The 25,070-nt window shown below is 69.9% G+C and carries 21 protein-coding genes, 1 other RNA gene and 1 pseudogene; 3 read left to right on the top strand and 20 right to left on the bottom strand.

Annotated elements, in window-relative coordinates; all coding sequences use genetic code 11:
- Positions 1-47: 47 nt before the first annotated feature.
- From ABT115_RS18790 to ABT115_RS18760, 7 genes and pseudogenes are all read right to left on the bottom strand, one after another.
- Complete coding sequence (locus tag ABT115_RS18790) at positions 48-464, bottom strand: DUF2563 family protein (protein ID WP_351790770.1); 417 nt, start codon at positions 462-464, stop codon at positions 48-50.
- 199 nt (positions 465-663) lie between these two features.
- Entirely contained in the window at positions 664-3,000 is a 2,337-nt protein-coding gene (locus tag ABT115_RS18785; RefSeq protein ID WP_351790767.1) for a xanthine dehydrogenase family protein molybdopterin-binding subunit, read from the bottom strand.
- Positions 2,997-4,964: a 2Fe-2S iron-sulfur cluster-binding protein gene (locus ABT115_RS18780; RefSeq protein ID WP_351790764.1), complete on the bottom strand. Its 1,968-nt coding sequence runs from the start codon at positions 4,962-4,964 to the stop codon at positions 2,997-2,999. Before ABT115_RS18780 ends, ABT115_RS18785 begins: the two co-directional genes overlap by 4 nt.
- Positions 4,961-5,857, bottom strand: a complete 897-nt coding sequence (locus ABT115_RS18775; protein ID WP_351790761.1) for an FAD binding domain-containing protein — start codon at positions 5,855-5,857, stop codon at positions 4,961-4,963. Before ABT115_RS18775 ends, ABT115_RS18780 begins: the two co-directional genes overlap by 4 nt.
- A 454-nt stretch (positions 5,858-6,311) precedes the next feature.
- A pseudogene (locus ABT115_RS18770) lies at positions 6,312-6,540 on the bottom strand (extracellular solute-binding protein); the annotation flags it as partial.
- Positions 6,541-6,684: 144 nt separating this feature from the next.
- Positions 6,685-6,978 (bottom strand): DUF3039 domain-containing protein, encoded by a 294-nt coding sequence (locus ABT115_RS18765; RefSeq protein WP_072484142.1) that lies wholly within the window; start codon positions 6,976-6,978, stop codon positions 6,685-6,687.
- A 126-nt stretch (positions 6,979-7,104) separates the two neighbouring features.
- A complete protein-coding gene (locus ABT115_RS18760; protein WP_351790757.1) occupies positions 7,105-7,665 on the bottom strand; it encodes a YqgE/AlgH family protein in 561 nt (186 codons plus the stop codon).
- A 277-nt stretch (positions 7,666-7,942) separates the two neighbouring features.
- Here ABT115_RS18760 and murA point away from each other — a divergent pair, with 277 nt between their 5' ends.
- A complete protein-coding gene (murA, locus tag ABT115_RS18755) occupies positions 7,943-9,283 on the top strand; it encodes a UDP-N-acetylglucosamine 1-carboxyvinyltransferase (protein WP_351790754.1) in 1,341 nt (446 codons plus the stop codon).
- A 228-nt stretch (positions 9,284-9,511) separates the two neighbouring features.
- Here the strand turns inward: murA and ABT115_RS18750 are convergent, their stop codons facing one another.
- The 6 genes from ABT115_RS18750 to ABT115_RS18725 all read right to left on the bottom strand — a co-directional run bounded on the left by ABT115_RS18750 (position 9,512) and on the right by ABT115_RS18725 (position 16,586).
- A complete protein-coding gene (locus tag ABT115_RS18750) occupies positions 9,512-9,793 on the bottom strand; it encodes an HU family DNA-binding protein (protein ID WP_003968811.1) in 282 nt (93 codons plus the stop codon).
- A gap of 312 nt (positions 9,794-10,105) precedes the next feature.
- Complete coding sequence (locus tag ABT115_RS18745) at positions 10,106-11,536, bottom strand: NAD-dependent malic enzyme (protein ID WP_351790751.1); 1,431 nt, start codon at positions 11,534-11,536, stop codon at positions 10,106-10,108.
- A 470-nt stretch (positions 11,537-12,006) separates the two neighbouring features.
- Entirely contained in the window at positions 12,007-14,385 is a 2,379-nt protein-coding gene (locus tag ABT115_RS18740; protein ID WP_351790749.1) for a HelD family protein, read from the bottom strand.
- A gap of 86 nt (positions 14,386-14,471) precedes the next feature.
- Positions 14,472-15,122 (bottom strand): CGNR zinc finger domain-containing protein, encoded by a 651-nt coding sequence (locus tag ABT115_RS18735; RefSeq protein ID WP_351790746.1) that lies wholly within the window; start codon positions 15,120-15,122, stop codon positions 14,472-14,474.
- Positions 15,123-15,253: 131 nt separating this feature from the next.
- Positions 15,254-15,562 (bottom strand): GNAT family N-acetyltransferase, encoded by a 309-nt coding sequence (locus ABT115_RS18730; protein ID WP_351790743.1) that lies wholly within the window; start codon positions 15,560-15,562, stop codon positions 15,254-15,256.
- A gap of 19 nt (positions 15,563-15,581) precedes the next feature.
- On the bottom strand, positions 15,582-16,586 hold the full coding sequence (locus ABT115_RS18725; RefSeq protein WP_351790740.1) for a LysR family transcriptional regulator: 1,005 nt from the start codon (positions 16,584-16,586) through the stop codon (positions 15,582-15,584).
- Positions 16,587-16,703: 117 nt separating this feature from the next.
- Between ABT115_RS18725 and ABT115_RS18720 the strand changes: the two genes are divergently transcribed.
- Positions 16,704-17,930, top strand: a complete 1,227-nt coding sequence (locus ABT115_RS18720) for an MFS transporter (protein WP_502969122.1) — start codon at positions 16,704-16,706, stop codon at positions 17,928-17,930.
- 63 nt (positions 17,931-17,993) lie between these two features.
- Here the strand turns inward: ABT115_RS18720 and ssrA are convergent.
- From ssrA to ftsE, 5 genes are all read right to left on the bottom strand, one after another.
- Positions 17,994-18,363, bottom strand: a transfer-messenger RNA (tmRNA) gene (gene ssrA / locus ABT115_RS18715).
- Between the two features lie 129 nt (positions 18,364-18,492).
- Positions 18,493-18,981 carry an SsrA-binding protein SmpB gene (gene smpB, locus ABT115_RS18710; protein ID WP_351790735.1) on the bottom strand — a complete coding sequence of 163 codons (489 nt, stop codon included), beginning with the start codon at positions 18,979-18,981 and terminating at the stop codon, positions 18,493-18,495.
- An 18-nt stretch (positions 18,982-18,999) separates the two neighbouring features.
- Positions 19,000-20,187: a S41 family peptidase gene (locus tag ABT115_RS18705; RefSeq protein ID WP_351790732.1), complete on the bottom strand. Its 1,188-nt coding sequence runs from the start codon at positions 20,185-20,187 to the stop codon at positions 19,000-19,002.
- Between the two features lie 67 nt (positions 20,188-20,254).
- Positions 20,255-21,172 (bottom strand): permease-like cell division protein FtsX, encoded by a 918-nt coding sequence (gene ftsX, locus ABT115_RS18700; RefSeq protein ID WP_351790730.1) that lies wholly within the window; start codon positions 21,170-21,172, stop codon positions 20,255-20,257.
- A gap of 23 nt (positions 21,173-21,195) precedes the next feature.
- On the bottom strand, positions 21,196-21,885 hold the full coding sequence (gene ftsE / locus ABT115_RS18695; RefSeq protein WP_351790727.1) for a cell division ATP-binding protein FtsE: 690 nt from the start codon (positions 21,883-21,885) through the stop codon (positions 21,196-21,198).
- 270 nt (positions 21,886-22,155) lie between these two features.
- Between ftsE and ABT115_RS18690 the strand changes: the two genes are divergently transcribed.
- Complete coding sequence (locus tag ABT115_RS18690; protein ID WP_351790724.1) at positions 22,156-22,356, top strand: hypothetical protein; 201 nt, start codon at positions 22,156-22,158, stop codon at positions 22,354-22,356.
- Positions 22,357-22,527: 171 nt separating this feature from the next.
- On the opposite strand, the gene ABT115_RS18685 is transcribed toward ABT115_RS18690, so the two are convergent.
- Complete coding sequence (locus ABT115_RS18685) at positions 22,528-23,376, bottom strand: LPXTG cell wall anchor domain-containing protein (RefSeq protein ID WP_351790721.1); 849 nt, start codon at positions 23,374-23,376, stop codon at positions 22,528-22,530.
- A gap of 405 nt (positions 23,377-23,781) precedes the next feature.
- Complete coding sequence (gene prfB, locus ABT115_RS18680) at positions 23,782-24,888, bottom strand: peptide chain release factor 2 (protein ID WP_351790718.1); 1,107 nt, start codon at positions 24,886-24,888, stop codon at positions 23,782-23,784.
- Positions 24,889-25,070: the final 182 nt, after the last annotated feature.

Here is a 25,070-nt window from a genome sequence, read left to right as displayed (position 1 = left end):
CCTCTCCCCGTCCCGTCACCCGCGTGCAGAGCACATCATCGTCAGCATCAGTAGGCAGTGTCGCCTGACGTATGCTTTGCCGCCGCGTCCTGCCCCGCCTCATGGTGGGCGTTCGTGCTGCTCTGGATCGCAAGCATGCGCTGACGAACGTCCAGATCGACGTGTTCGTACCCCTTGTGCGATGCGAGGACGGCAATGCTCAGGCCCTCGATGGAATCCGAGAGCAGCTTGGATAGTTGCTCCAACTCCTTGATGACCTCGGAGTACGAGCGGTGGAGGATGTCCGCCTCCGCCCACTCGCCCTTGCCGCCGCCGAACCGCTCGCGCCCCATCGTGTCTTCGCCGACCTTCCCCGGCCCGGCCGGAGACGCCTTGAGGTCGCGCAGGATCTCCTCGACGCGTTCGCGGAACTTCGTGAACGACGACAGCTCGGTGACCAGTTCACCAACTGCCTGCGGTGCCACCGCGCCGATCGCACCAACGCCGCCCAAGACACCCAATGAATACGCCGAAGAATCCGCCCCCGGATCGCGCTGCCCCACAGTGCCCTCCCCCGTTCGGCAACAGCCGCCTACCGCCTCGGAGTTCACCCTAGCCAGCAGCGGTGACAGCGCGCACCTCCGGGTTGCATCCGCAACCCGGATCACGCCATCCGTGCAGGGCTCAGGACTTGGGGGCCGCCACCGCCGCCTGGGGGCGAATCGGTAGGCGGTTGATGGGGCGGCCGGTGGCCGCTCGCACGGCCGCGGCCACTGCTGCCGGGGAGGTCACCACCGGTACGGCTGACGCGGGTTTGGCGCCGAAGGGGGCCACCACGTCGCGTTCTTCGATGAGTTTGACGATGCGAATGTCCGGTGCGTCCATCGCGGTCGGGAGCGCGTAGCCGGTGAGGTCGGGGTGGCGGATCAGGCCGCGGGCGCTGCGGAGGTTCTCGGTGAGGGCGGCGCCGACGCCCTGGGTGATGCCCGCCTCGATACGGGTCGCCAGCTGGGACGGGTTGAGGACCCGGCCGACGTCCTGGGCGACCGCCATCTCCACGACCCGTACGGAGCCGAGTTCGATGTCGACGTCCACCACCGCGCGGATCGCGCAGAAGGCGAGGCCGACGAAGGCGTCGCCCTGGCCGGACTCGTCCAGGGGTTCGGTCGGGTGCGGGCGGCACTGGGCGGTGGCCCAGAGTTCCTTGCCGTGCATCTCTTCCGTGACGGTCGTGGAGAGCACCCCGTCGTACGAAGTGATCTTGCCGTCGGAGATCTGCAGCAGCTCCGTGGACATGCCGAACTTGTGGGCCAGGGGCTGGAGAAGCTGAGTGCGGACCATCTTGGCGGCGCGTTCCACCGCTCCGGCCGAGACCCAGGTGTGGCGGCCGTGCGTGGCCGGGCCCGCCGGGGGCTGGTCGGTGTCGACGGCCGCTACGTGGACCTCTTCGATGCCCAGGGTCTCCTGGACGACCTGGCGGGCGAGGGTCGAGAAGCCCTGGCCCGTTTCGACCGCCGCGCAGATGACCGTGGCGATGCCGTCGTGGACCCTGACCGTGGCCGTGGAGACCTCGTCGGCGCCCTCCGCGCCGAGCATGTGGACCACGCCGAGCGCATAGCCGACCCCTCGGCGCACCGCACCGGGTTCGCCCGCGCCCTCCGGGCCGCCGGGGAGCAGCCAGTCGTCCTCCGGGGAGTCCTTGGGGAGTGCGGGGAGAGGGAAGTCCCTTACGGACTGCAGGAGTTCGGCTACTGGTGCCGGGCAGGTCACCGTCTGGCCGGTGGGAAGGATGTCGCCGGTGGACAAGGCGTTGCGCAGGCGCAGTTCGGCCGGGTCGATGCCGAGCTTGGCGGCCAGCTTGTCCATCTGGCCCTCGTACGCCGCGCAGACCTGCATGGCGCCCTCGCCGCGTACATGGCCGGACGGCGGGTTGTTCGTACGGACCGCCCAGCCCTCGATGAAGGCGTGCGGGACGACGTACGGGCCACAGGCGAACGCGACCGCCGCGGCCAGCGACTCGGACGAGGCATCGGCGTACGCGCCCGCGTCGAGCAGGATCTGCGCCTCGACCTTCACCAGCCTGCCCTCGGCGTCCGCGTGGTGGCGGTAGCGGAGCAGCGTCGGGTGGCGGTGGGCGTGGCCGAGGAAGGACTCCTCGCGGGTGGCGGCCAGTTTGACGGGGCATCCGGTGCGCAGAGCGAGCAGGCCCAGCGGGAGCTGGAAGCCGGGTTCCTCGCGATCGCCGGTCGCGCCGGGGACGCCGGTGACGACGACCTTCACGCGTTCCGGTTCTAGGCCGAAGCAGGCGGCGGCGAGATCGCGGTCGGTGTGCGGGTCGGTGGAGGCGGTGTAGATCTCCACGCCGCCGTCGGAGCGGGGCACGGCGAGTCCGGCCTCCGCGCCGATGGGGGCCGGGTCCTGACGGCCTATGCGGTACAGGCCATCGACGACGATCTCGCCGGTGGCCTCCGGGTCGCCGTAGCGCAGCGGGATATGACGGATCAGATTGCCGTCGGGGTGCAGGGGCTCGGCCTCGAAGGCCTTCTCCGGGTCGGTGACCGGTTCGAGAACCTCGTACTCGACGGCAATGGCCGCAGCGGCGAGACGCGCCGTGTCGGGGTGGTCGGCGGCGACTGCGGCGATCGGCTCGCCGTGGTGGCGGACCAGGTCGGAGGCGAAGACCGGGCGGTCGACGACCCTGCGGCCGTACGCGCTCTCCCCGGGGACGTCCTCGTGCGTGATGACGGCCTGTACCCCCGGCATCTCGACGGCACCCGAGGTGTCGATGGACAGGATGCGGGCGTGCGGGTGCGGTGAGCGGAGGACGGCCGCCCACAGCAGGCCCTCGGCCCAGAGGTCGGCTGCGTACGGGAAGGTGCCCTCGGTCTTGGCACGCGCGTCGGCGGCCGGGAGGGAGACTCCGAGCCCGAGTGCGGGCGGCTCGGTGTCGGGGCCTCCGGCCGGCGGGGTGGTGATCCGTGTGCTGGTCGCGTTGGCAGCGGTGGCTGCGTCGTTGCTCACGCCATGCCTCCGTCCTGCAGATGCGGCTGGACACTACCGGCACCGGGGGCCGCCTGGTGCGGGATGCGGGCCTCTTCGGACTCGGGGGCCGGGGAGTCCGACAGGGCGGGGTCGGTGATCGCCTCGCGGGCTGCGACGACCTCGTTCACGGCGTCGAGGACGCCCCGGTAGCCGGAGCAGCGGCAGAGGTTGCCGCAGAGCGCCTGGCGCGTCTCCAGTTCGCTGGGGGCGTGGTTGCCCTCCAGCAGGTCGTGGACGGTCATCGCCATGCCGGGGATGCAGAAGCCGCACTGGACGGCACCGCACTTGGCGAGGGCGCGCTGGACGTCCGACGGTTCGCCCTCCACGGCCAGGCCCTCGACGGTACGGACCTCGCTGCCGGCCGTGGTTGCCGCGGGGACCAGGCAGGAGGCGACCAGACGGCCGTCCACCTGGACGTTGCAGGCACCGCACTCGCCCTGCGAGCAGCCGTCCTTGGCACCGGCGAGACCGAGGCGCTCGCGGAGCACGTAGAGGAGCGACTCGCCGATCCAGGCGTCGGTGACGGGGCGGTCGGCGCCGTTCACGCGCAGGACGTAGGAGGCGGCGGGGTGCTCGCTGGGGAGCGGTGAGGCTTCCGGCGGGGTGTCCAGTGGTGGTGCGTCCGGCGCCGTGGCCGGCTCGGAGCGGGGTGCCGTGGCCGGCTCGGAGCCGGGTGCCGTGTCCGGCCCGGAGGCGGGTGCCGTTTCGGCCGGTGGCTCTGCCGGGTGGTGCTCGGACGTTGCCCCCGCCGGGTGCTCGGCCGGAGCGTCGGCCGCCAGAGCTGTGCCGGGGGTCGGGGCGGCGTCGGGGGTCGGGGCGGCTTCGGGGGTCGGAACGGTGTCGGGGGCCGGGACGGCTTCGGGGGTCGGAACGGTGTCGGGGGCCGGGACGGCTTCGGGGGTCGGGACGGCTTCGGGGGTCGGGACCTGTGCGAGGTTCACCCCGAGAGCGGGGGTGTCTCCGGCAGTGGGTACGGATACGGGGCCGTCCTCGGTAGCCGTTTCCGGTGCTGCCTCGGGGGCTTGGTTCGATTCCACGTACACGGAGGGCCCCACCGCAGGCGCGAAATCGGCTCCTGGCGCGTGTTCCGGCTCGATGTCCGCTCCGGGTACCTGCTGCTCCACGGCTGGCTCGGGGGCGGGCTCGGGGTTCGCGATCGGCTGCTGTGTCGCCCACGGAGCGGGCGCACCGCCCGGCAGCGTGGCCGGCGGGGTCTGGGCCGCGTACCACTGGGAGGCCAGAGCCGAGGCCGCGAACTCGCCGGACTCCTCCGGGAGGTCACCGTCAGCGACCGGGATCGTCCACTGGCCGGTGTGGCCCGCAGGGTCGACATGCCCACTGGGCCCGGCCTGATCGCTGTAACCGGCCTGGTCGCCGTGATCGGACTGACCGCTGTAATCGGCATGCCCACTGGGTCCGGCCTGGCTGCTGTAATCGGCCGGAGCGATGTGGTCAGCCGAAGCGATGTGGTCAGCCGGAGCGATGTGGTCAGCCGGACCACTGTGGTCGGCGGGGCCGCCGAACTCGGTGGACTCGGTGAAGTTCCACTGGCCCGTCGCGGCCGGCGTCTCCCGGTACTGCTCCTGCTGCGGGTACTCGTACCCGTACTGCGGCTGCTGCTGATTCGGGTCCGGCCAGTGCACCGCGTCGGGCGCCGGCTGCTCCGCTCCCGCGCCCCGCTCCTGCTGGCTCTGCGTCTGCACGACCCAGCTGCCCGTGGCCGCCGGGTCGAATCCGGTCGCGGGGGTCAGCGGCAGGATCATCGGCGGTACGTAGCCCTGGCCGGGCGCGGCCAGCGGGATGTTCGCCAGGTCCTCCGGCGGCAGGTGGACGAAGGCCGTCGCCTCGGCGTCGTACTCACCGCCCTGCGGCGTCGGCTGCCAACCCCCGTGCTGCGGCAGCTCCCGCTGCCCGTGCTGATCGTTGCGGTTCTCGTTGCTCACGACAGTGCCCTCCCCAGCGCGCGTCGGGCCAGCGCGGCGACGGTCCGCCGCAGATGCAGTACAGCGGGGGGCAGCGGTGGTGCCTCTCCCCCGTCGGCGGGCGGTGCCTGGTCCGGGATGCAGGCCGCGGCGACGTACTCGCCGAAAGCGGCCAGCGCGTCGGGTGCCAGGCCCCGTTCGCCGTCCCAGTCGATCAGTGAGGCGATCCAGCGTTCGGCCTCCAGCGGCCGCAGCGGCATCGGCGCGATGGCACCGACCGCGCAACGCACCCCGCGCCGGGCCGGGTCGAGGACGATCGCGATGGATGCGGTGGCGCGGCCGGGGCCGGTGCGGCCGGTGGCCTTCAGGAAGACCTGGGGGGCGTGCAGGAGCGGTACCCGGACGTAGCCGATCAGTTCGGCGGGTTCGAGCATGTCGCGGCCGGCCAGCAGGTGCGAGACCGGGATCTCGCGGCGGGCGCCGCCGGCGCCGGCGACGACGAGCTCGGCCTCCAGCGCGGCGAGTACCGGCAAGGTGTCACCGGTCGGGGCGGCGGTGGCGATGTTGCCGCCGAGCGTTCCGGCGTTACGGATCTGGGGCGGGCCCGCGGCGCGCGCGGACGCGGCCAGAGCGGGGATGAGGGCGGCGAAGTCGGGCCGGCCCATGCGTGCGTGGGTGAGGCCGGCGCCGAGCAGGGCGTGGCCGTCCTGGTAGTGCCAGCCGCGGAGTTCGCTGATCCGGCCGAGGCCGACCAGCCCCGAGGGGCGCAGCAGCCCCTTGTTGACGGCCGACATCAGGTCTGTGCCGCCTGCCACAGGAACGGCGGCGGGCATGGCGCCCAGCGCCGCCACGGCCTCGTCGAGCGAGGCCGGCAGTGTCACGGACTGCGTCGCCTGCGGTGCGTGCGTGGTCAACCCAGCTGCCCCTTCCCGGTGTCCCGGCTGTCCGGCTTGTTTCGCCGTACGGTACGTGCTCAAAGCCCGGACGTAGCAACTCTGGCACATCTTCCGACCGGCCCGACGCGAGGGTCCGCGAAGGACGCATCCATCCCTGAACGGGAGGATGATCCCGATTCGCCCCGCTTCGACACACAGCGCGAATTGCCGCTATTCGACGAGCCTTGTACGGCTTGTTCCGTTCCGGTTGTCCGGTTCCGGCGGAGGCGCGTTCTGGTCCTTCCGTTCCAGCAGGGGGCGTTCCGGTCTTTCCGTTGCTGCAGGGCGTGTTCCCGTTCCTGCGGGGCGTGTTCCGGTACTTCCGTTCCAGCGGGGCGCGTTCCACAAGAACGACCGCCGGCCGTCACGCTCCCGGAGAGGGTGACGGCCGGGCCCGGAGTGCGGACGGGATCACACGTTCGGGGGCGGGCCCTCGAGCGGCGCCCGAGGACGCCCGAGCTGGGACTTGGGGGGCCTCGATCCCCAAGTCCTTGAAGATGTCGGTGTGGTAGCGCCGACGAAGAGCGGCGACCCGTAGACCTTGCCGCCGACCGTCACGGACCGCTCGGCGGTCGGGTCGGTGTCCTCGGCCTCGTCCCAGGCGGCGAACTCCACGCGCACATCGGCGAGTCCAGCGCCTTGACGTCCCCGGCGGTGTCCGTGGCAGGTGCACACGCAGACGCCGACAAGCGGTTTCAACCACTCTGTGACCAGGCGATGCAGCCCATGCAACGCAAAAGGCCCCGGGACGCGCATGGGATACGCGCCTCGGGGGCCCGAAGCAATGGTGGCCGAACGGCTCCGGACTACTTCTTGTCCTTGCCGCCCTTGCCCTTGTCCTTGTCGCCACCGGCGCCCATGGACTCGTAGATCTCCTTGCACATGGGACAGACCGGATACTTCTTCGGGTCGCGACCCGGTACCCAGACCTTCCCGCACAGTGCGACCACGGGCGTGCCCTCCAGGGCACTCGCCATGATCTTGTCCTTCTGGACGTAATGGGCGTAGCGCTCGTGGTCGCCGTCGCCGTTCGACACCTGCGGCGTCGGCTCTACGAGGGTGCCCGTACCTGCCCCGCGCTCGGGCTCAAGAGTGCTCATAGCCGCCAAGGGTAATCAACTACCCGTCGCTGAAGCGACAAGGCTTGCGTTACAAGCATCACCGGCAGTGACACATCGTTGACGTCCGGCCACCCTGGGTTTCGGGGGCCCTTCGAGCCCGGAGCGTCAGTTCAGCGAAGGGTCGTCCGGATAGGTGGCGATCATCGCCAGTTCGCTGCGCTGGCGGCGCAGGACCGCCCGCCAGAGGTGCTCGGGGCGCGGGGAGGAGACGTCTCCGGGCTCGGACTCGACGACGTACCAGGCGCCCTCGTTCAGTTCAGTCTCCAGCTGTCCGGGGCCCCAGCCGGCGTACCCGGCGAAGATCCGCAGCGAGCCGAGCGCCGCGGCCAGCAGTTCCGGCGGGGCCTCCAGGTCCACCAGGCCGATCGCCCCGTACACCCGGCGCCAGCCGAGCGGGCCCTCGTCGCCGGGGATGACGGCCACACCGAGCGCCGAGTCCAGCGAGACCGGGCCGCCTTGGAAGACGACATCGGGTTCGCCGGTCAGGTCGGCCCAGGGCGTGAGGATGTCACCGACGCCGACCGGGGTCGGGCGGTTCAGGACCACGCCGAGTGAGCCCTCCTCGTCGTGGTCGAGGAGCAGCACCACCGCGCGGTCGAAATTCGGGTCCGCGAGCGCGGGTGTGGCCACGAGCAGTCGCCCTGTGAGCGAGGACACCTCGGTCATGGCAGAAATGATCCCGCATCTTCGCTCTTTGCGGGAAGCAAGTGGGCCGCCTGGTCGCCGGAAGGTTCGAACGCAGTTCAGGGCGCACGGACGCACGGGCAGCGCACGGCCCGGAAGGCATTGCGGACGGTAACCCTCCGCAAGAGTCGGGAAGCAGAGCGTGTTGTGGCGAATTCATGACGTTCGCACACCCCCTGCCGCCTTACGGAAGGGGGGTAGGGGGCCATTACCCTTTCGCTTGGCCCCCCTGACCCGACCACTCCGGAACGCGAGATTCATGACCGGCACAGACGATGTCCTGCTTGTCCACGGCGGAACCCCGCTGGAGGGCGAGATCCGCGTCAGAGGCGCCAAGAACCTGGTGCCGAAGGCAATGGTCGCCGCGCTGCTCGGCAGCGGGCCCAGTCGGCTGCGCAATGTGCCCGACATCCGCGATGTGCGGGTGGTGCGGGGGCTGCTGCAACTGCACGGTGTGACGGTCCGGCCGGGTGGCGAACCGGGCGAGCTGATCCTGGACCCGACCCATGTCGAGAGCGCCAACGTCGCCGACATCGATGCCCACGCGGGCTCGTCGCGCATCCCGATCCTCTTCTGCGGCCCGCTGCTGCACCGGCTGGGCCATGCGTTCATCCCGGGGCTCGGCGGCTGTGACATCGGCGGCCGGCCGATCGACTTCCACTTCGACGTGCTGCGGCAGTTCGGCGCGACCATCGAGAAGCGGGCGGACGGCCAGTATCTGGAGGCCCCGCAGCGGCTGCGCGGCACGAAGATCCGGCTGCCGTACCCGTCGGTGGGCTCCACCGAACAGGTGCTGCTGACGGCCGTGCTCGCCGAGGGCGTCACCGAGCTGTCCAACGCGGCCGTGGAGCCGGAGATCGAGGACCTCATCTGCGTACTGCAGAAGATGGGCGCGATCATCTCGATGGACACCGACCGGACGATCCGCATCACCGGCGTCGACCGGCTGGACGGCTATACGCACCGGGCGATTCCGGACCGTCTGGAGGCGGCCTCCTGGGCGTCCGCGGCGCTGGCGACCGAGGGCAACATCTACGTACGGGGCGCACAGCAGCGCTCGATGATGACGTTCCTGAACACCTTCCGCCGGGTCGGTGGCGCGTTCGACATCGACGACGAGGGCATCCGCTTCTGGCACCCGGGCGGCGCGCTGGACGCCATCGCCCTGGAGACGGACGTGCACCCGGGTTTCCAGACCGACTGGCAGCAGCCGCTGGTCGTGGCCCTGACGCAGGCCTCGGGCCTGTCCATCGTCCACGAGACGGTGTACGAGTCCCGGCTCGGCTTCACCTCCGCGCTCAACCAGATGGGCGCGCACATCCAGCTCTACCGCGAGTGCCTGGGCGGCTCCGACTGCCGCTTCGGTCAGCGCAACTTCCTGCACTCCGCGGTCGTGTCCGGGCCGACAAAGCTGCAGGGCGCGGACCTGGTCATCCCTGACCTGCGCGGCGGTTTCTCGTACCTGATCGCCGCGCTGGCGGCGCAGGGCACTTCGCGGGTGCACGGCATCGACCTGATCAACCGCGGCTACGAGAATTTCATGGAGAAGCTGGAGAAGCTCGGCGCGAAGGTGGAGCTGCCGGGCGGGGAGCTGGTCTGAGACGCGGCGCTGCACGGCCGTGCACCGGCCGTGCGTGGCGCCTGAGGGCTGCTGACGGGGGGTTCGGGGCGCTGCCCCGGGCCCCCGTTCTGCGTTCACGGGACGGGCCTGGTTCGTACCCCCCGGTCCACGATGGCGGCAGAAGCCCGGGACGGGCCCTCTCGGGCCGGTACACCGAAGGGCGGTCACCCTTGGTCGGGTGACCGCCCTTCGTCGCGCCTGTGGGGCTTACTTGCCCTTGGCGGCTTCCTTGAGCTTGGAGCCCGCGGAGACCTTCACGCTGTAGCCGGCCGGGATGTTGATCGGGTCGCCGGTCTGCGGGTTACGAGCGGTGCGAGCGGCACGGTGGGTGCGCTCGAAGGTCAGGAAGCCGGGGATGGTGACCTTCTCGTCGCCCTTGGCGACGATCTCACCGACGGTCTCGGCGAGCGCGGCCAGCACGGCGTCGGCGTCCTTGCGAGTCACCTCGGCGCGGTCGGCCAGGGCGGCCACCAGCTCACTGCGGTTCATGTTGTTACTCCCGTGTTCTTCTTGCCTGTGAGGCGTGAGATCGAAGCCGATGCTGCCAGGGTCCTCGGACAGTCCCCGGACCCGGGTCTGTCGTCAGACCCTCGCGCCCGATTACGCATCCTGCCCCCACCTGCGGCGGGAAAGCCAATCCGGCACCCTTCGGAGTCACACGAAAAGCGCCACTGCCTCGTCGTGGTGACGTTCCGCAGACCCCCGAAAGCGGTCCGCAGCGGCTGCGGGGCTCTGCGGGTCGCGCCGCCCGCCCACCCTAAAGGGGCGTTTGGGGCGCCGCGACCCGCGACGCGCCGTACGTCAGGCCAACATGGTGCCAGTCACGGCACCGCCTGCCCTCGCGGCATCCCGGACGGCGCCGGCGACCTCTCCCGCGACCCTGTCGTTGAAGACCGACGGGATGATGTAGTTCGCGTTCAGCTCGTCCTCGGCGACGACATCGGCGAGGGCGCGCGCCGCGGCGAGCATCATCTCCGTGTTGACGGTACGGGACTGGGCGTCCAGCAGACCGCGGAAGACACCCGGGAAGACCAGCACGTTATTGATCTGGTTCGGGAAGTCGGAGCGGCCGGTGGCGACAACTGCCGCCGTCTGGCGGGCGATTGCCGGGTCCACCTCGGGGTCGGGGTTCGCGAGCGCGAACACGATCGCACCGTCGGCCATGGCGGCGACATCGGCGCCGTCCAGCACGTTCGGCGCGGAGACGCCGATGAAGACGTCGGCACCCACGACGGCCTGCTTGAGGGTGCCGGTGATGGACTCGGGGTTGGTGTTGTCGGCGATCCAGCGCAGCGGCGAGTCGGCGTCGGCGGAGACCAGGTCCTCGCGGCCCGCGTGCACCACACCGTGGATGTCGGCGACGACGGCGTGCTTGACACCCGCGGCGATGAGCAGCTTCAGGATGGCCGTACCGGCAGCTCCGGCGCCGGACATGACGACCCGCACATCTCCGATGCCCTTGCCCACCACGCGCAGCGCGTTGGTCAGCGCGGCCAGGACCACGATCGCGGTGCCGTGCTGGTCGTCGTGGAAGACGGGGATGTCCAGGGCCTCGCGCAGCCGTGCCTCGATCTCGAAGCAGCGGGGTGCGGAGATGTCCTCCAGGTTGATGCCCGCGAAGCCCGGGGCCATGGCCTTGACAATCTCGACGATGGCGTCGGTGTCCTGGGTGTCCAGGCAGATCGGCCAGGCGTCGATGCCGGCGAACCGCTTGAAGAGGGCCGCCTTGCCCTCCATCACCGGGAGGGCGGCCATCGGGCCGATGTTGCCGAGGCCGAGCACCGCGGAGCCGTCGGTCACAACCGCGACCGAGTTGCGCTTGATGGTGAGGCGGCGGGCGTCCTCGGGGTTCTCGGCGATCGCCATGCAGACCCGGGCCACACCCGGGGTGTAGATCATCGAGAGGTCGTCACGGTTACGGATGGGGTGCTTGGATGCCATCTCGATCTTGCCGCCGAGGTGCATCAGGAACGTACGGTCGGAGACCTTGCCGAGCACGACGCCCTCGATGCCGCGCAGGTTCTCGACGATCTCGTCGGCGTGCGCGGTGGAGGTGGCGGCGATGGTGACGTCGATCCGCAGCTTCTCGTGGCCGGAGGCCGTCACATCGAGGCCGTTGACCGAACCGCCGGAGGACTCCACGGCCGTGGTCAGCTGGGAGACCGCTGTGCCGCTCGCGGGCACCTCCAGCCTGACCGTCATCGAGTACGAGACGCTGGGCGCCGTTGCCATGGCCGAGTCCTTCGCTTTCCTTAGCTTCATTGCCGCGCGGCCGGGGCGTTCGCCTCGGACACGCTTCCCGATCGTCGCACCTACCGACTGGTAGCCGGTAATGACTGCCACGTTTCGAAAATTACTTTCCATTATACGAGATATGATTCCTTTTTTGGAACCCTCAACCGCTCCCGACCGGGTGCCGGAAGCAGTCAAGTCCGTAAAGAAGCAGTCAAGTGAGCTGCCAGATCCGTAAACGAGAACAGACCCGCACCACCGGAAGGTGACGCGGGTCTGTCTTCTTGTTCAAGCGGCACCGACCCGCCATGCTCGCCTCGCGGCAAGTGGTCGCTCGAAGCGACGAAGGTTGGGCCCGGGGGCTTGGATCGAGCCGGTGCCGACACCAGGCTAACAAAGACCTCACAGTAGTGATTCCTGCAGGACAGCCGGTTCAAAAATCTGTCCCGCCGGCAGTGCCTCCGAGCCTCTCAGTCCCTCAGCAGGTCCGGGACACCGCCCTCGTCGGGCAGGTCCCGCTCCCCCGAAACCACCGTGAGCTGCTGCGTCGCACGCGTCAGCGCCACGTACAGCACGCGCAGGCCGGCCGGGGACTCGTCCGCGATCTCCGCGGGCGAGACGACCACCGTGGCGTCGTACTCCAGGCCCTTCGCCTCCAGACTGCCCAGCGCCACCACCCGCTCGCCGAGCTCAGCGAGCCAGCTGCGGGCCTGCGCCCGGCGATGCATCGCGACGACCACACCCACCGTGCCGTCCACCTCGGCCAGCAGCCGCCGCGCCTCCTCGCGCACCGAAGCGGCCAGATCGCCGTCCCGTACGGTCTCGAAGCGCGGCTTCACACCCGTGGAACGGACCGCGGCCGGTGACTCCATTCCGGGCATCGCGAGCGCCAGGACCTTCGAGGCCAGCTCAGCGATCTCCGCCGGGTTGCGGTAGTTGACCGTGAGGGTGAAGCGGCGGCGCGGCCGGTTGCCGAGCGCCTCGTCGCGCGCCCGGGCCGCCTCGTCCGGGTCGGACCAGGAGGACTGCGCCGGGTCTCCGACGATCGTCCAGGTGGCGTGCCGGCCACGGCGGCCGACCATGCGCCACTGCATGGGCGTGAGGTCCTGCGCCTCGTCGACGATGACATGCGCGTACTCCGTACGCTCCGCGGCCAGCCGCTCAGCCCGCTCGCGCTGGGTCTCCTCGCGCTGCGGCATCAGCTCCTCCAGACCGGAGAGCTGGTCGAGCGGGTCGAGTTCGCGCTTCTTCTTCGGCCGGTGCGGGGTGCCCAGCAGCGTCTGCAGCTCGTCGAGGATCGCCACGTCGTGCACGGAGAGCGGCCCGTTCCCTGCGCTGTCGAGCCGCTTCAGGGAGCGGGCGAAGCGGCGCACCTCGCCCTGGTTGAGGACCCGGCGCGCCCAGCGGCCGAGCCGCTTCTCGTCGGCCATCGCGGCGAGCACCCCGCGCGGGGTGAGCTCGGGCCACCAGGCGTTGAGGAAGTCGAGGAAGGGCGTCTCGGTTGAGACGTCCTCGTCGAAGGAAGAGCGCAGTTCGGCGGCCAGCTCGGGGTCGGTGTAGCGGCCCCGGCCCGAGGACTTGTTCCACAGGGCGTCCAGGAGCAGCCTGCGGGCGCGCGGGCGCAGCAGGTTGACCGGGGCGGTGCCGCCGAGGACGGACTGCCTGATGCGGTGCAGCTCGTCGGCGTTGAGCTCGACACGGGCGCCGAACGCGACGACCCGCAGCCGGGTCGGGGTGGCCGGGACCTCGTCGGCTCCGTCACCGAAGGACAGCTGGCCGTCCTGGTCCTCCGCCTTGCGAGGGGTGCCGGGCTGTTCCAGCGCGCCGCGCGCCGCCTTGCGCAGCACCGGGAGCATCCGGGAGGAGCCCTTGATCCGGGCGACGGCGGGTTCGTCGTACACGGTGGCGCCCTCGACGCCGGCCGCCTCGTCGGAGAGCGAGCCGACGGCGCGGATCGCGACCTGCCCCTCCTCGCCCAGCGAGGGCAGCACGCCTTCGGTGTACGCGACGAGGAGCGGGGTCGGCGAGACGACGAGGATGCCGCCCGCGTAACGCCGCCGGTCCTGGTAGAGGAGGTACGCGGCGCGGTGCAGGGCGACGGCGGTCTTGCCGGTGCCGGGGCCGCCGGACACCTCGGTGACGGAGGCGGCGGGGGCCCGGATCACCAGGTCCTGTTCGGCCTGGATGGAGGAGACGATGTCTCGCATGGTGTGGCTGCGGGCCTGGCCGAGCGCCGCCATCAGCGCGCCGTCGCCGATGACGGGGAGCTTGTCGCCGCCCAGGTACGCGGTCAGCTCGGGGCGCATCAGGTCGTCCTCGACCCCGAGGACCTTACGGCCCTTGGAGCGGATGACCCGGCGGCGTACCACCCTGCCCGGTTCCTTCGGCGTCGACCGGTAGAAGGGCGCGGCGGCCGGTGCGCGCCAGTCGATGACCAGCGGCGCGTAGTCGGAGTCGAGGACCCCGATCCGGCCGATGTGCAGCGTCTCCGCGATATCGGCGCAGTGGTCGTCGCGTACGGCCTCGTCGGCCGGTTCGACGGATGTGTACGCGCCGTCTGGGCCTCGTTCGCCGTCCTTGCCGAGCAGCAGATCGATCCTTCCGAAGAGGAAGTCCTCGAACTCGCTGTTCAGCCGGTTGAGGTGGATTCCGGCGCGGAACACCTGGGCGTCGCGCTCGGCGAGCGCTCCCGGGGTGCCGACCTGGCCGCGTTTGGCGGCGTCACTCATGAGAAATTCCGCCTCGTGGATCTTCTCTTCGAGGCGGTGATAAACACGGTCGAGATGTTCCTGCTCGACACCGATTTCCCGGTCCCGCATCGAATCGACAGCGGCATCCTGCGCGGCCACCGAGACCCCCTTCTGACGTGCATTGGGCAGCCGTCAACCTTATGCGAAGCGGGGCCCGCCGCGCACCTGCCGCGCTTGGCACGTCGTTACTCGTCCACGCCCGCATCCGTGACCGCGCCGGTGACCGCATCCGCTGCCTCGTCCGTGACCACCACGGCCGCCACCCGGCGCCGGTGCCGGGCCACCCGCTCCCGGTTCCCGCACACCTCGCTGGAGCACCAGCGGCGTCGGCGGCCGCGCGAGGTGTCCAGGTACAGGCGGCGGCAGTTGCCGGCCTCGCAGCGGCGCAGGCCGGCTCGCGCCACGGGGTCGGTCAGGAGCTCCACGACGTCGCGGGCCACGGCGGCCAGCAGTGCCCCGCATTCGGGATCGGCGCTCAGTGTCCGTACCAGCGTGCCGCTCGTTCCGCGCACGGCCCGCAGCCCCGGTGGTGCGGCCGCGGCGAGCGCGTTGACCCGCTCCAGGGCACTCTCGGCTCTGTGGCCACCGAGCTCGGCGGTCAGCAGGCGGTCGACGCCGGTCCTCAGCTGGCGGAAGCGCACCACCCAGGTGTCGTCCACGGCGCCGAGGTGGGTGCCGCTCGGTACGAGTCCGGCGGCCACCAGCCAGTCGGCGAGGCGCTCGGCGCCGTCGAGCAGTTCGCATGCGCCGAAGGTGCCGATTCCTGTGGCCACCAGGTCCAGGCAGGGGCGGCCGGAGTCGAACCGCCAGTCGTACGAGCTCTTGCCCGCCGCCATGCGTATCTCACCGCCTCGGGGTCTTTGACCGGGGTCTCCCCCAGAGTGCCCCTCGGGGCGCTGCCCCGGAACCCCTGCTGCCCCACGGGTCGCTGCACGCGGGGCCGTTGAGGGCATCCCCGGACCGGCCGTCACCCCGTCAACGGCCCATCGTGCAGGATCCGCTGGAACAGCCGGTGGTCGCGCCACTCACCGTTGATGTGCAGATAGCGCGGAGCCATCCCGTACTGCTCGAAGCCGCACTTGGCGAGCACCCGTTGCGACGCCACGTTGTCCGGCCGCTGTCCCTGCTCGGTGTAGAAGGCGTCTGGCCGCACCGGCTCCCAGGGCTGCATGTACGCGCGGCTGCGGGTCAGAGATACGGCGAGGGAGGCGGCGTCGGCCGGGGTGGCGGGACGGAGTCGTATCTCCGCGTCGAGCCGGTGGATGTCATGGATCACCCAGCACGCTATCCCGGCCTCAGTTCGTCGATTTCAACATGAGGGATGCATCGGTCTCGGGCAGCCAGCTTCCGCCCGGCCGCACCATCCAGCCCTCCTCGGAGCCCAGTTGAACCGCCGCTTCACGCAGGGCGTCGAGGCCGGGGTGGCGCAGCCCCTTGCGCCAGACCAGCAGGAGCGGGGAGATCGGTACGGGCCGGACCAGCGGACGCACGACGGTGTCCGGCATCGGAGGGAATTCGACCATGCACAGAACCGGGTGCCCCGACTTTGCCGTGACCCGTTGAAATTCGGCCACGCCGATCGCGAGCGGTAGGGGTGGCGCAAGCTCGATGCCCCACTCGGCGAAGAGGAGCCGGGCGAGGTCCGTCCACTCCCCGGTGCGCGGGTTCCCGGCGCCCGCGTAGACGGTCTCACCGGTCAGGTCGTCCAGTGCGACGGCCTCGTGCGCGGCCAGGGGGTGATCGGCGGAGAGCAGGACGGCCATCGGCTCGTAGCGCACCGGCTGTACGCCGAGCCGTGCCCGCACTGCGGGGTCGAGTCCGGCGGCGCGGCCGAAGGAGACGTCGAGGCGCCCGGCGAGGATCTCGTCGGCGGCCCAGGTGAGTCCGCTCTCGAAGCGCGCCATCAGCTCGCACGCCGGGGCCAGCTCCCGTGCGCGGGCGAGTACGCGGGCGGCCGTCATGCCGTCGGTGTTGAGGTCGACGAAGAGCGGCCGGGCCGCGGGATCGGCGAAGGCTGCGGCGAGATCGGCGTGTGCTTCAAGGACCCGCCGGGCGTGTGGGAGGAGCCGTTCGCCGTCGGCGGTGAGGGAGACCTGCCGGGTGGTGCGTACAAATAGTTCCGCACCCAGTTCGCGCTCCAGTCGGCGGATGTCCCGGCTCAGTGCCTGCTGGGCGATGTAGAGCCGGGCGGCGGCTCGGGTGAAGTGCAGTTCCTCGGCTACGGAGACGAAGGCGCGGAGCAGCCGGGGGTCGGTATGGGTATGCGCCTGGGCGCCTGTATCGGCAGCGGAGGAGGCCACACCCGGAAATTTACAACACAGATGCGTTAATCGGTACGGAGAAGGTGTTGGACCCCGTGGGCCGTGCGCCCCGAGGGTTGGTTCATGCCGTACGAGAGAAATCCGCCCGCCGACCCCATGCTCACCGTCTCCGGGGACCTGCTGGTCATCGCCTCGCGCGCCGCCGCCCCCGCCGAGGCAGCACCCACCAACCCGTACCGCCGGCTGCTCGCCACCCCAGGCGCCCGCGCCTTCACCGCGGGCAATCTCCTCGCCCGGCTCCCCGCGGGCATGTTCACTGTCAGCGCGGTGATCATGATCGCCGGGTCGCGCGGCTCGTACGCCCTGGCCGGTGCCGTGACCGCGACCGGCCTCGCCGCGACGGCGGTGGTCGCGCCCTGGACGGCCCGGCTCGTCGACCGGTACGGGCAGGCCAGGGTCGCCGTGCCCGCCACCGCGATCGCCGCGCTCGGATCGCTCGCGCTGCTGCTCTGCGTGCACTACGGCGCCCCGGCCTGGACGCTCTTCGCCTCGTACGCCGCGACCGCCACCACCCCCAACACCGGCGGGATGTCCCGGGCCCGCTGGGCCCATCTGCACCGGGGGGATCCGGCCGCCCTGCACACCGCGAACTCCTTCGAGCAGGCCGCCGACGAACTCTGCTTCATGCTCGGCCCGGCCCTCGCCGCCCTGTTGTGCGCTGCGCTCTTCCCGGAGGCCGGAACACTCGTCGGGGCGGTCCTGCTGATGACCGGTGTGCTGATCTTCGCCGCCCAGCGCTCCACCGAACCGCCGGTGGCGCCCCGCGCCGGCGCGGGCTCCCCGTCCCGCGCCCCGGGCATGCCGGCCCTGCTCGCCGCCTTCCTCGCCACCGGCGCGGTCTTCGGCGCGATGGAGGTCGTCACGATCGCCCATGCCGGGGGCGCGATCCTGGCCCTCCAGGCTGCCGGATCGTGTGTGGCGGGGCTGCTGTACGGATCGCTGCGCCCGGCCGCGGACATCCGGCGCCGACTGCTGGGCTGCCTGGCAGGAATGACGGTGCTGATGTCCCTGCCGCTGCTCGCCGCCTCCACGACCGATTCGCTGCTCGCCCTCGCGGGCGCGCTGCTGCTGGCGGGCGCGGCGACGGCCCCGACCATGGTCACCGGCATGACACTGGTGCAACGCCTCACTCCGGAGGGCCAGTTGAACGAAGGCATGACCCTGGCCGTGACCGCGCTGCTGGGCGGAATCGCCGCGGGTTCGGCGACCGGCGGCTGGATGGTGGAGCACATGGGGCAGGTGACGGGCTATGTCGTACCGGTGTGCGCGGCCGGGCTGGCGCTGGTCGTCGCGGCGGCCGGGGTCCGGGCCCCCCGGAGCTGATGTCCGGCACAAAAGCGAGGACCCCGTTGCCTTTGGGCAACGGGGTCCTCGTTCACATGGGAATTGTGGAGATGGCGGGAATCGAACCCGCGTCCAACGGTGCAGAACCAGGGCTTCTCCGTGTGCAGTCCGCTGCGCTTTTCTCAGCCCCGGAGATCACGCGAACAAGTCTCCGACGGGCTCAGTCACTGTTTGATTTCCTTCCAGGCCCCGTGACCGGGTCTAGAAGTTTAGATCCCTCGATGATGCCAGGATCCGGGTCGGGATCAACCCCGGGCTGACACTTCGCAAGTCGCTACTTAGGCAGCGAGGGCGAAGGAATCGCGCTTGGTGTTGGCGATTATTGGTTGCGACATATGGTTTACGAGATCATTGCCGCTTCCTCGACACGCTTCCCCTGCTTCGACATCCGCTGTCGAAACCGATCATCCCCATGTTGTTTTTTCAATAGATGCACCCGCTGTGAGGTGCAGTGCCATCGTACGTGACCAACGCACGACGATGCCAGCCTATTCCTGCCGACCCGTCCGGACGCTTCCCGGCCCCGCCCGTACACCCCCGGCTATGCGCTCCGCTGGCGCCGGCGCGCTGCCGAGATCGCACGGTTGGTCTCCCGCAGGTCCTGCTTCTCCCGCAGGGTCTGCCGCTTGTCGTACTCCTTCTTGCCCTTGGCGAGCGCGATCTCGACCTTGACCCGGCTGCCCTTGAAGTACAGCGCGAGCGGCACGATCGTGTGACCCGTCTCGCCCGACTTCGACTCCAGCTTGTCGATCTCGGCCCGGTGCATCAGCAGCTTCCGCTTCCGCTTGGCCGAGTGGTTGGTCCAGGTCCCCTGCACGTACTCCGGGACATGGATGTTGTGCAGCCACGCCTCGCCCCCGTCGATCTGGACGAAGCCGTCCACCAGCGAGGCCCGGCCCAGCCGCAGTGACTTGACCTCGGTGCCCATGAGCACAAGACCGCACTCGTAGGTGTCGAGGATGTGGTAGTCGTGCCGCGCCTTCTTGTTCTGCGCGATGAGCTTGCGCCCTGTGTCCTTTTCCTTAGCCATAGTGTGGCCATTTTCGCACTACGACCCACCCCCGAGGCCACTCAATACCGTTTCGGCCCGCTGCTCGGCCCCGGAGCCGACCGCGAGGTCCGGGGTGATGCCGCGGCCGTCGACACCGCGGCCCGCCGGGGTGCGGTAGTGGCCGACGGTCAGCTCGGCCACCGAGCCGCCCGGGAGCTTGCTGGGCATCTGGACCGAACCCTTGCCGAAGGTGCGCGATCCGACGGTGACGGCGCGCCCCCGGTCCTGGAGCGCGCCGGTGAGGAGCTCGGCGGCGCTCATCGTGCCGCCGTCGACGAGGACGACGAGGGGGCGGACGGTGTCACCACCGGGCTGTGCGTAGAGAGCGTGTTGCTCGCCGTGCGCGTCGTACGTGGCGACGAGACCGCCGTCCAGGAAGGCGGAGGCGGCGGCCACGGCCTCGGTGACCAGGCCGCCGGAGTTGCCGCGGAGATCGAGGAGCACCCCGGCGCCCGCCGGTGCGTCCCGGACCGCGTCCCGGACCTCGGCGCCCGAGCCCCTGGTGAACGAGCCGACCTCGATCAGTACAGCTGCGGAGGAATCGGAGCGGCCCGGTCCGATTCGCCGCACGGTGACGGCCTCGGTGGTGAGCCTGGCCCGGCGCAGCGTCTCGGTCCGAAGGGCGGCGCCCCGCTGAACCCCCAGCACGACGATGGTGCCCGCACCCGCCTCCGTACGGTCTCCGCGCAGCAGGGCCACGACCTCGGCGACGGGGCGCTTGTCGATCCGGTGGCCGTCGATCGTACGGAGCAGATCGCCCGTCTCGATGCCTGCGCGGTCGGCGGGGCCGCCGGGCTGGACCCGGGCCACCTCGACCAGCCCGTCGGCGGAAAGCTTCGCGGCGATCCCTACACCGGTGTACGAGCCGTCGAGGGCCTGCTCGAACTCCTCGTACTGCCGCTCGTCGTACACCGCGCCCCAGCGGTCGCCGCTGCGGCTGACGACCTTCTCGGCCGCCTCCTTGCCGGACTTGCCGTCGGCCACGGCCCGGGCGGCGGCGTCGGCCACCTCGTCGGCGTCGACGGTGGAGGCGACGGAACGGGCCTCTATGCCCGAGGACTTCACACCGCCGCGCGGCAGCGAGCCAGTGGCCGCCGCGGTGGCAAGCACGGTCACGAAGACCAATGTCAGGGCCGCCCCGCGGCGCACACCGCGGGGCCCGGAACAATGCGTGGGGCCCGGCATGGCGCCGAGTCTAGGACAACGCCCCTGTGGCGCATGACCGGTTGGTCGCGTGCCACAGGGGCGCTTGTCACACCTTCAGGTACTTGCGGAGCGCGAAGAGAGCGGCAACGGCGGGCATCAGCAGACCGATTGCCAGGATCAGGGGCAACTTGGTGAAGACCGCGTCCCAGCCGATGAAGTCGATCAGATTCAGCTTGCTCTGCAGCTCCAGGCCGCCGTCGATCAGGAAGTACCGGCCGGCCAGCAGCATCACGCAGGCGAGCACACCACCGATGAGGCCGGCGAACGCGGCCTCCATGATGAACGGCATCTGGATGTAGAAACCGGAGGCGCCGACGAGCCGCATGATGCCGGTTTCGCGCCGCCGGCTGAACGCGGACACCCGGACGGTGTTCACGATCAGCATCAGCGCAATGACCAGCATCAGTGCCATCACGAAGAGGGCGGCCACATTCATGCCGTTCATCAGCTGGAAGAGGTTGTCCAGGATGGACCTCTGGTCCTGGACGGACTGCACCCCGTCACGGCCGGCGAAGGCGGTGGCGACGACCTTGTACTTCTTCGGGTCGTGGAGCTTGACCCGGAACGACTCCTGCATCTGGTCCGGCGTGATGTTGCTCGCCATGGGCGAGTCGCCGAACTGCTCCTGGTAGTGCTTGTACGCCTCGTCGGCCGACTCGTACATGACGGTCTCGACGGCGTCCATCTTCTTGAGGTCGGCCTCGATGTCCTTCTTCTGCTGGGCGGTGACAGCGCCCTTGGCGCACTTGGGCGTCGAGGTCACATCACTCTTGCTGCACAGGAAGATCGAGACGTTGACCTTGTCGTACCAGTAGTCCTTCATCGTGCTGACCTGCTCGCGCATGAGCAGCGCGCCGCCGAACAGGGCGAGCGAGAGGGCGACGGAGACGATGACGGCGAAGGTCATCGTGAGGTTGCGACGGAGGCCGACGCCGATCTCCGACAGGACGAACTGGGCGCGCATGGCGTCCTTTCAGTGCTCGATGCTCAGTGCTGGTAGCCGTAGACGCCGCGGGCCTGGTCACGTACGAGACGGCCCTTCTCCAGCTCGATGACGCGCTTGCGCATCTGGTCGACGATGTTCTGGTCGTGGGTCGCCATGATCACGGTGGTGCCGGTCCGGTTGATCCGGTCCAGCAGCTTCATGATGCCGACGGAGGTCTGCGGGTCGAGGTTGCCGGTCGGCTCGTCCGCGATCAGCAGCATCGGACGGTTGACGAACGCCCGCGCGATCGCCACGCGCTGCTGCTCACCACCGGAGAGCTCACCGGGCATCCGGTCTTCCTTGCCGCCGAGGCCGACCAGGTCGAGAACCTGGGGCACCGCCTTGCGGATCTCGCCGCGCGGCTTGCCGATGACCTCCTGCGCGAACGCCACGTTCTGCGCAACGGTCTTGTTGGGAAGGAGGCGGAAGTCCTGGAACACCGTGCCCAACTGGCGTCGCATGTGCGGCACCTTCCAGTTCGACATGCGCGCGAGGTCCTTGCCCAGCACGTGAACCGCGCCCTGACTGGCGCGCTCTTCGCGGAGGATGAGCCGCATGAAGGTGGACTTGCCGGAGCCGGAGGAGCCCACCAGGAAGACGAACTCGCCCTTCTCAATATCGAGAGACACATCCCGAAGAGCGGGACGGCTCTGCTTCGGGTAGGTCTTGGAGACGTTGTCGAATCGGATCACGGATGCACCACGGTCGGCCGGGAGTAGGTGTGCGTGACCTTACGCGAACCGGGTAGACGCGTGCAGGCGCGCGTCCATGGATGGGCGATTTATGGCGGAACGACACTGGTCGATAAGGTGGGCCGAAGTGCTACGGAACGGGCGATGCCCGGCGGGCCGCGCCGAAATCCGCGCGAGCTGGCACAGTGGTAGGGGGAACGGTCGCGTTTCCATGAGCGTTGTGCGGAGTGAAGGCGTATGCGGCTCCGCCGCGCGGGAGGAGGAAAGCGCATGACCTATGACCGACTGGTGTGCGCAAACTGCGCGGCGCCCGTGAACGAGGGCCGCTGCCCCGTGTGCCGGGCAAGCCGTGAGCGGCTGCAGCAGGAACAGGGGCAGGGAATCTTCGCCGGGCTGAGTCCCGTGACGCTGGCGGCCCTGCTGGTGCTGCTGCTGGGCGCGCTGGCGCTGCTGGCACAGCGGACTGTTTAGCACCGAGCGGCCGCGGGTCAGTCCGCTCTCTCCGGTCTCTACGAACCGGTGGAACGCCCCCGCAGAAAGCCTGTACGTGTACGCAGAGGGGCCCGGGATGCCGTACCGAACGGCGGTCCCGGGCCCCTGTGTGCGTTACATGTAACCGTCGGCGGCCCTTACGACAGCCTCTTAGGCGACCGTACGGCCGTTCATCAGGCGCGGCAGGATCCGGAAGCCGATGCCTCCGGCAATCATCGTCGCGGCGCCGACCAGCAGGAATGTGGTCTCGGCGGCACCGGTCTCGGCGAGTTCGTCCTTGCCCTTGCCCTGCTCGACCGGCTGGTTGCCGGCCGAGTCGGGCGTGGTGTTGTCCGCGCACGTCGTGCCGTCGAGGTCGACGGTGCAGTCGATGGTGTCGCCGCCGGTCGCGGAGCCGGAGGAGGCGCTGCCGGTGGTGCCGGACGAGCCGCTTCCGGAGGTGCCGCTGCCGGACGTGCCGGAGTTGCCACCGTTACCAGACGTGCCCGAGTTACCCCCGTTACCGGACGTACCGGAGTTACCCCCGTTACCAGACGTACCGGAGTTGCCCCCGTTACCCGAGTTACCCCCGTTACCCGACGTACCCGAGTTACCCCCGTTACCGGAGTTGCCGTTGCCGTTCGTGGTCTCACCCGTGGAGGTGGTCTCGCCGGTCGACGTGGTCTCACCCGTGGAGGTGGTCTCACCCGTGGAGGTGGTCTCGCCGGTCGACGTGGTCTCACCCGTGGAGGTGGTCTCACCGGTCGAGGTGGTCTCACCCGTGGACGCCTGCCCCTGGTCGACACCGCCCGGGTCGCCGCCCTGGGTGCCGTCTTCCTGTGCAATTCCGGCGTCGATCCCCAGACCGCTGTCGTCGACCTCAGCCTTGGCGGCGAGACCGCCGACATTCACGCCGATGCCGACGGCCGACGCCGCACCGGCAGCGGTGAGCGAGGCGCCCGCGGCGATCACCGCACCTGCGGCTATGCGCGCGACGCGTACTCGCGTCTTCTTGGTCATCTGCTGCTACCCCCAGTAGCTGTTCTCGTCAGTGGAGCAGCCATATGCGGGCCCCGGCTCTGCGGGGTTTGCTCCGAACGGTGCCACATCGAGTCGTGGTCACACCGCCCGCCCCCGTTCGCATCCGTCCCAGACATACGCATGCTGCCCTAGCACCCTGTCCACAGTTAAGGAATACGTCAAGGCCGTTCCATGCAAACTGCGGCGATTTGTTGGCAGTTGGCCTTCATTCGGAATCACGACTGTGACGCATTCACCGCAACTCCTGCGCAACTCGGTAGCCCAACTCCCTTTCCGGCGCCGCCTCGTAACAGCCCCCGATGAAAACGGCGGTGCCGGAAATCCCGTGGGGATTTCCGGCACCGCCGTAGGAACAGAAAACAGCAACAGGCTGCTGGAGCCCGCCTACTTCTCCCGCTGCTTGCGCCAGCGGATGCCCGCTTCGAGGAAGCCGTCGATCTCGCCGTTGAAGACCGCTTCCGGGTTGCCCATCTCGAACTCCGTACGCAGATCCTTGACCATCTGGTACGGGTGCAGGACGTACGACCGCATCTGGTTGCCCCAGGAGTTGCCGCCGTCGCCCTTGAGGGCGTCCATCTTCGCCTGCTCCTCCTGGCGGCGGCGCTCAAGGAGCTTCGCCTGGAGGACGTTCATCGCGGATGCCTTGTTCTGGATCTGCGAGCGCTCGTTCTGGCAGGAGACGACGATGCCGGTCGGGATGTGGGTCAGGCGCACCGCGGAGTCCGTGGTGTTGACGCCCTGACCGCCGGGGCCCGACGAGCGGTAGACGTCGACGCGCAGTTCGGACTCGTCGATCTCGATGTGGTCGGTCTGCTCGACCACGGGCAGCACCTCGACACCCGCGAAGGACGTCTGGCGGCGGCCCTGGTTGTCGAAGGGCGAGATCCGGACGAGCCGGTGCGTGCCCTGCTCGACGGAGAGGGTGCCGTACGCGTACGGCACCTGGACGGCGAAGGTGGTCGACTTGATGCCGGCCTCTTCCGCGTACGAAGTCTCGTAGACCTCGGTCTTGTAACCGTGCCGCTCGGCCCAGCGGATGTACATGCGCTGGAGCTTCTCGGCGAAGTCGGCGGCGTCCACGCCACCGGCCTCGGCCCGGATGTTGACCACGGCCTCGCGGGAGTCGTACTCGCCGGACAGGAGCGTACGGACCTCCATCTCGTCCAGCGCCTTCTTGACGGACTCCAGCTCGGACTCGGCCTCGGACAGGGCATCGGCGTCGCCCTCGTCCTGGGCGAGCTCGAAGAGGACCTCGAGATCGTCGATCCGGCCGCGGAGGGCCTCGGTCTTGCGGACCTCGGCCTGGAGGTGCGAAAGCCTGCTGGTGATCTTCTGCGCCGCCTCCGGGTCGTCCCAGAGGGAAGGCGCGGCCGCCTGCTCCTCGAGCGCGGCGATGTCCGCCCTCAGCGCATCCAGGTCCAGGACGGCCTCGATCGACCCCATGGTGGAGGAGAGGGACTTCAGCTCTTCGGAAATATCGACGACTGCCACGGGTCCAGCGTAACGGCTGTCGGAGCGGACATTCCTCGGGCCGCATGATCACGATTCCGTGACCGTGTGTGCGGCGCGTCCCCGGGTCGTACGACGAAAGGCCGTCCGAAGGGTTTCCCCGGCCCCGCAGGCCTCCGGGAATCATCCGGAACCACACAGCCTCTCAGGAACCGCCTGGGTGT

This window comes from Streptomyces sp. NPDC001832 (assembly GCF_040297265.1).
Lineage (GTDB): Bacteria > Actinomycetota > Actinomycetes > Streptomycetales > Streptomycetaceae > Streptomyces.
The sequence above is the reverse complement of the archived record's forward strand: the minus strand, read 5'-3'. Positions and strand labels throughout refer to the sequence as shown.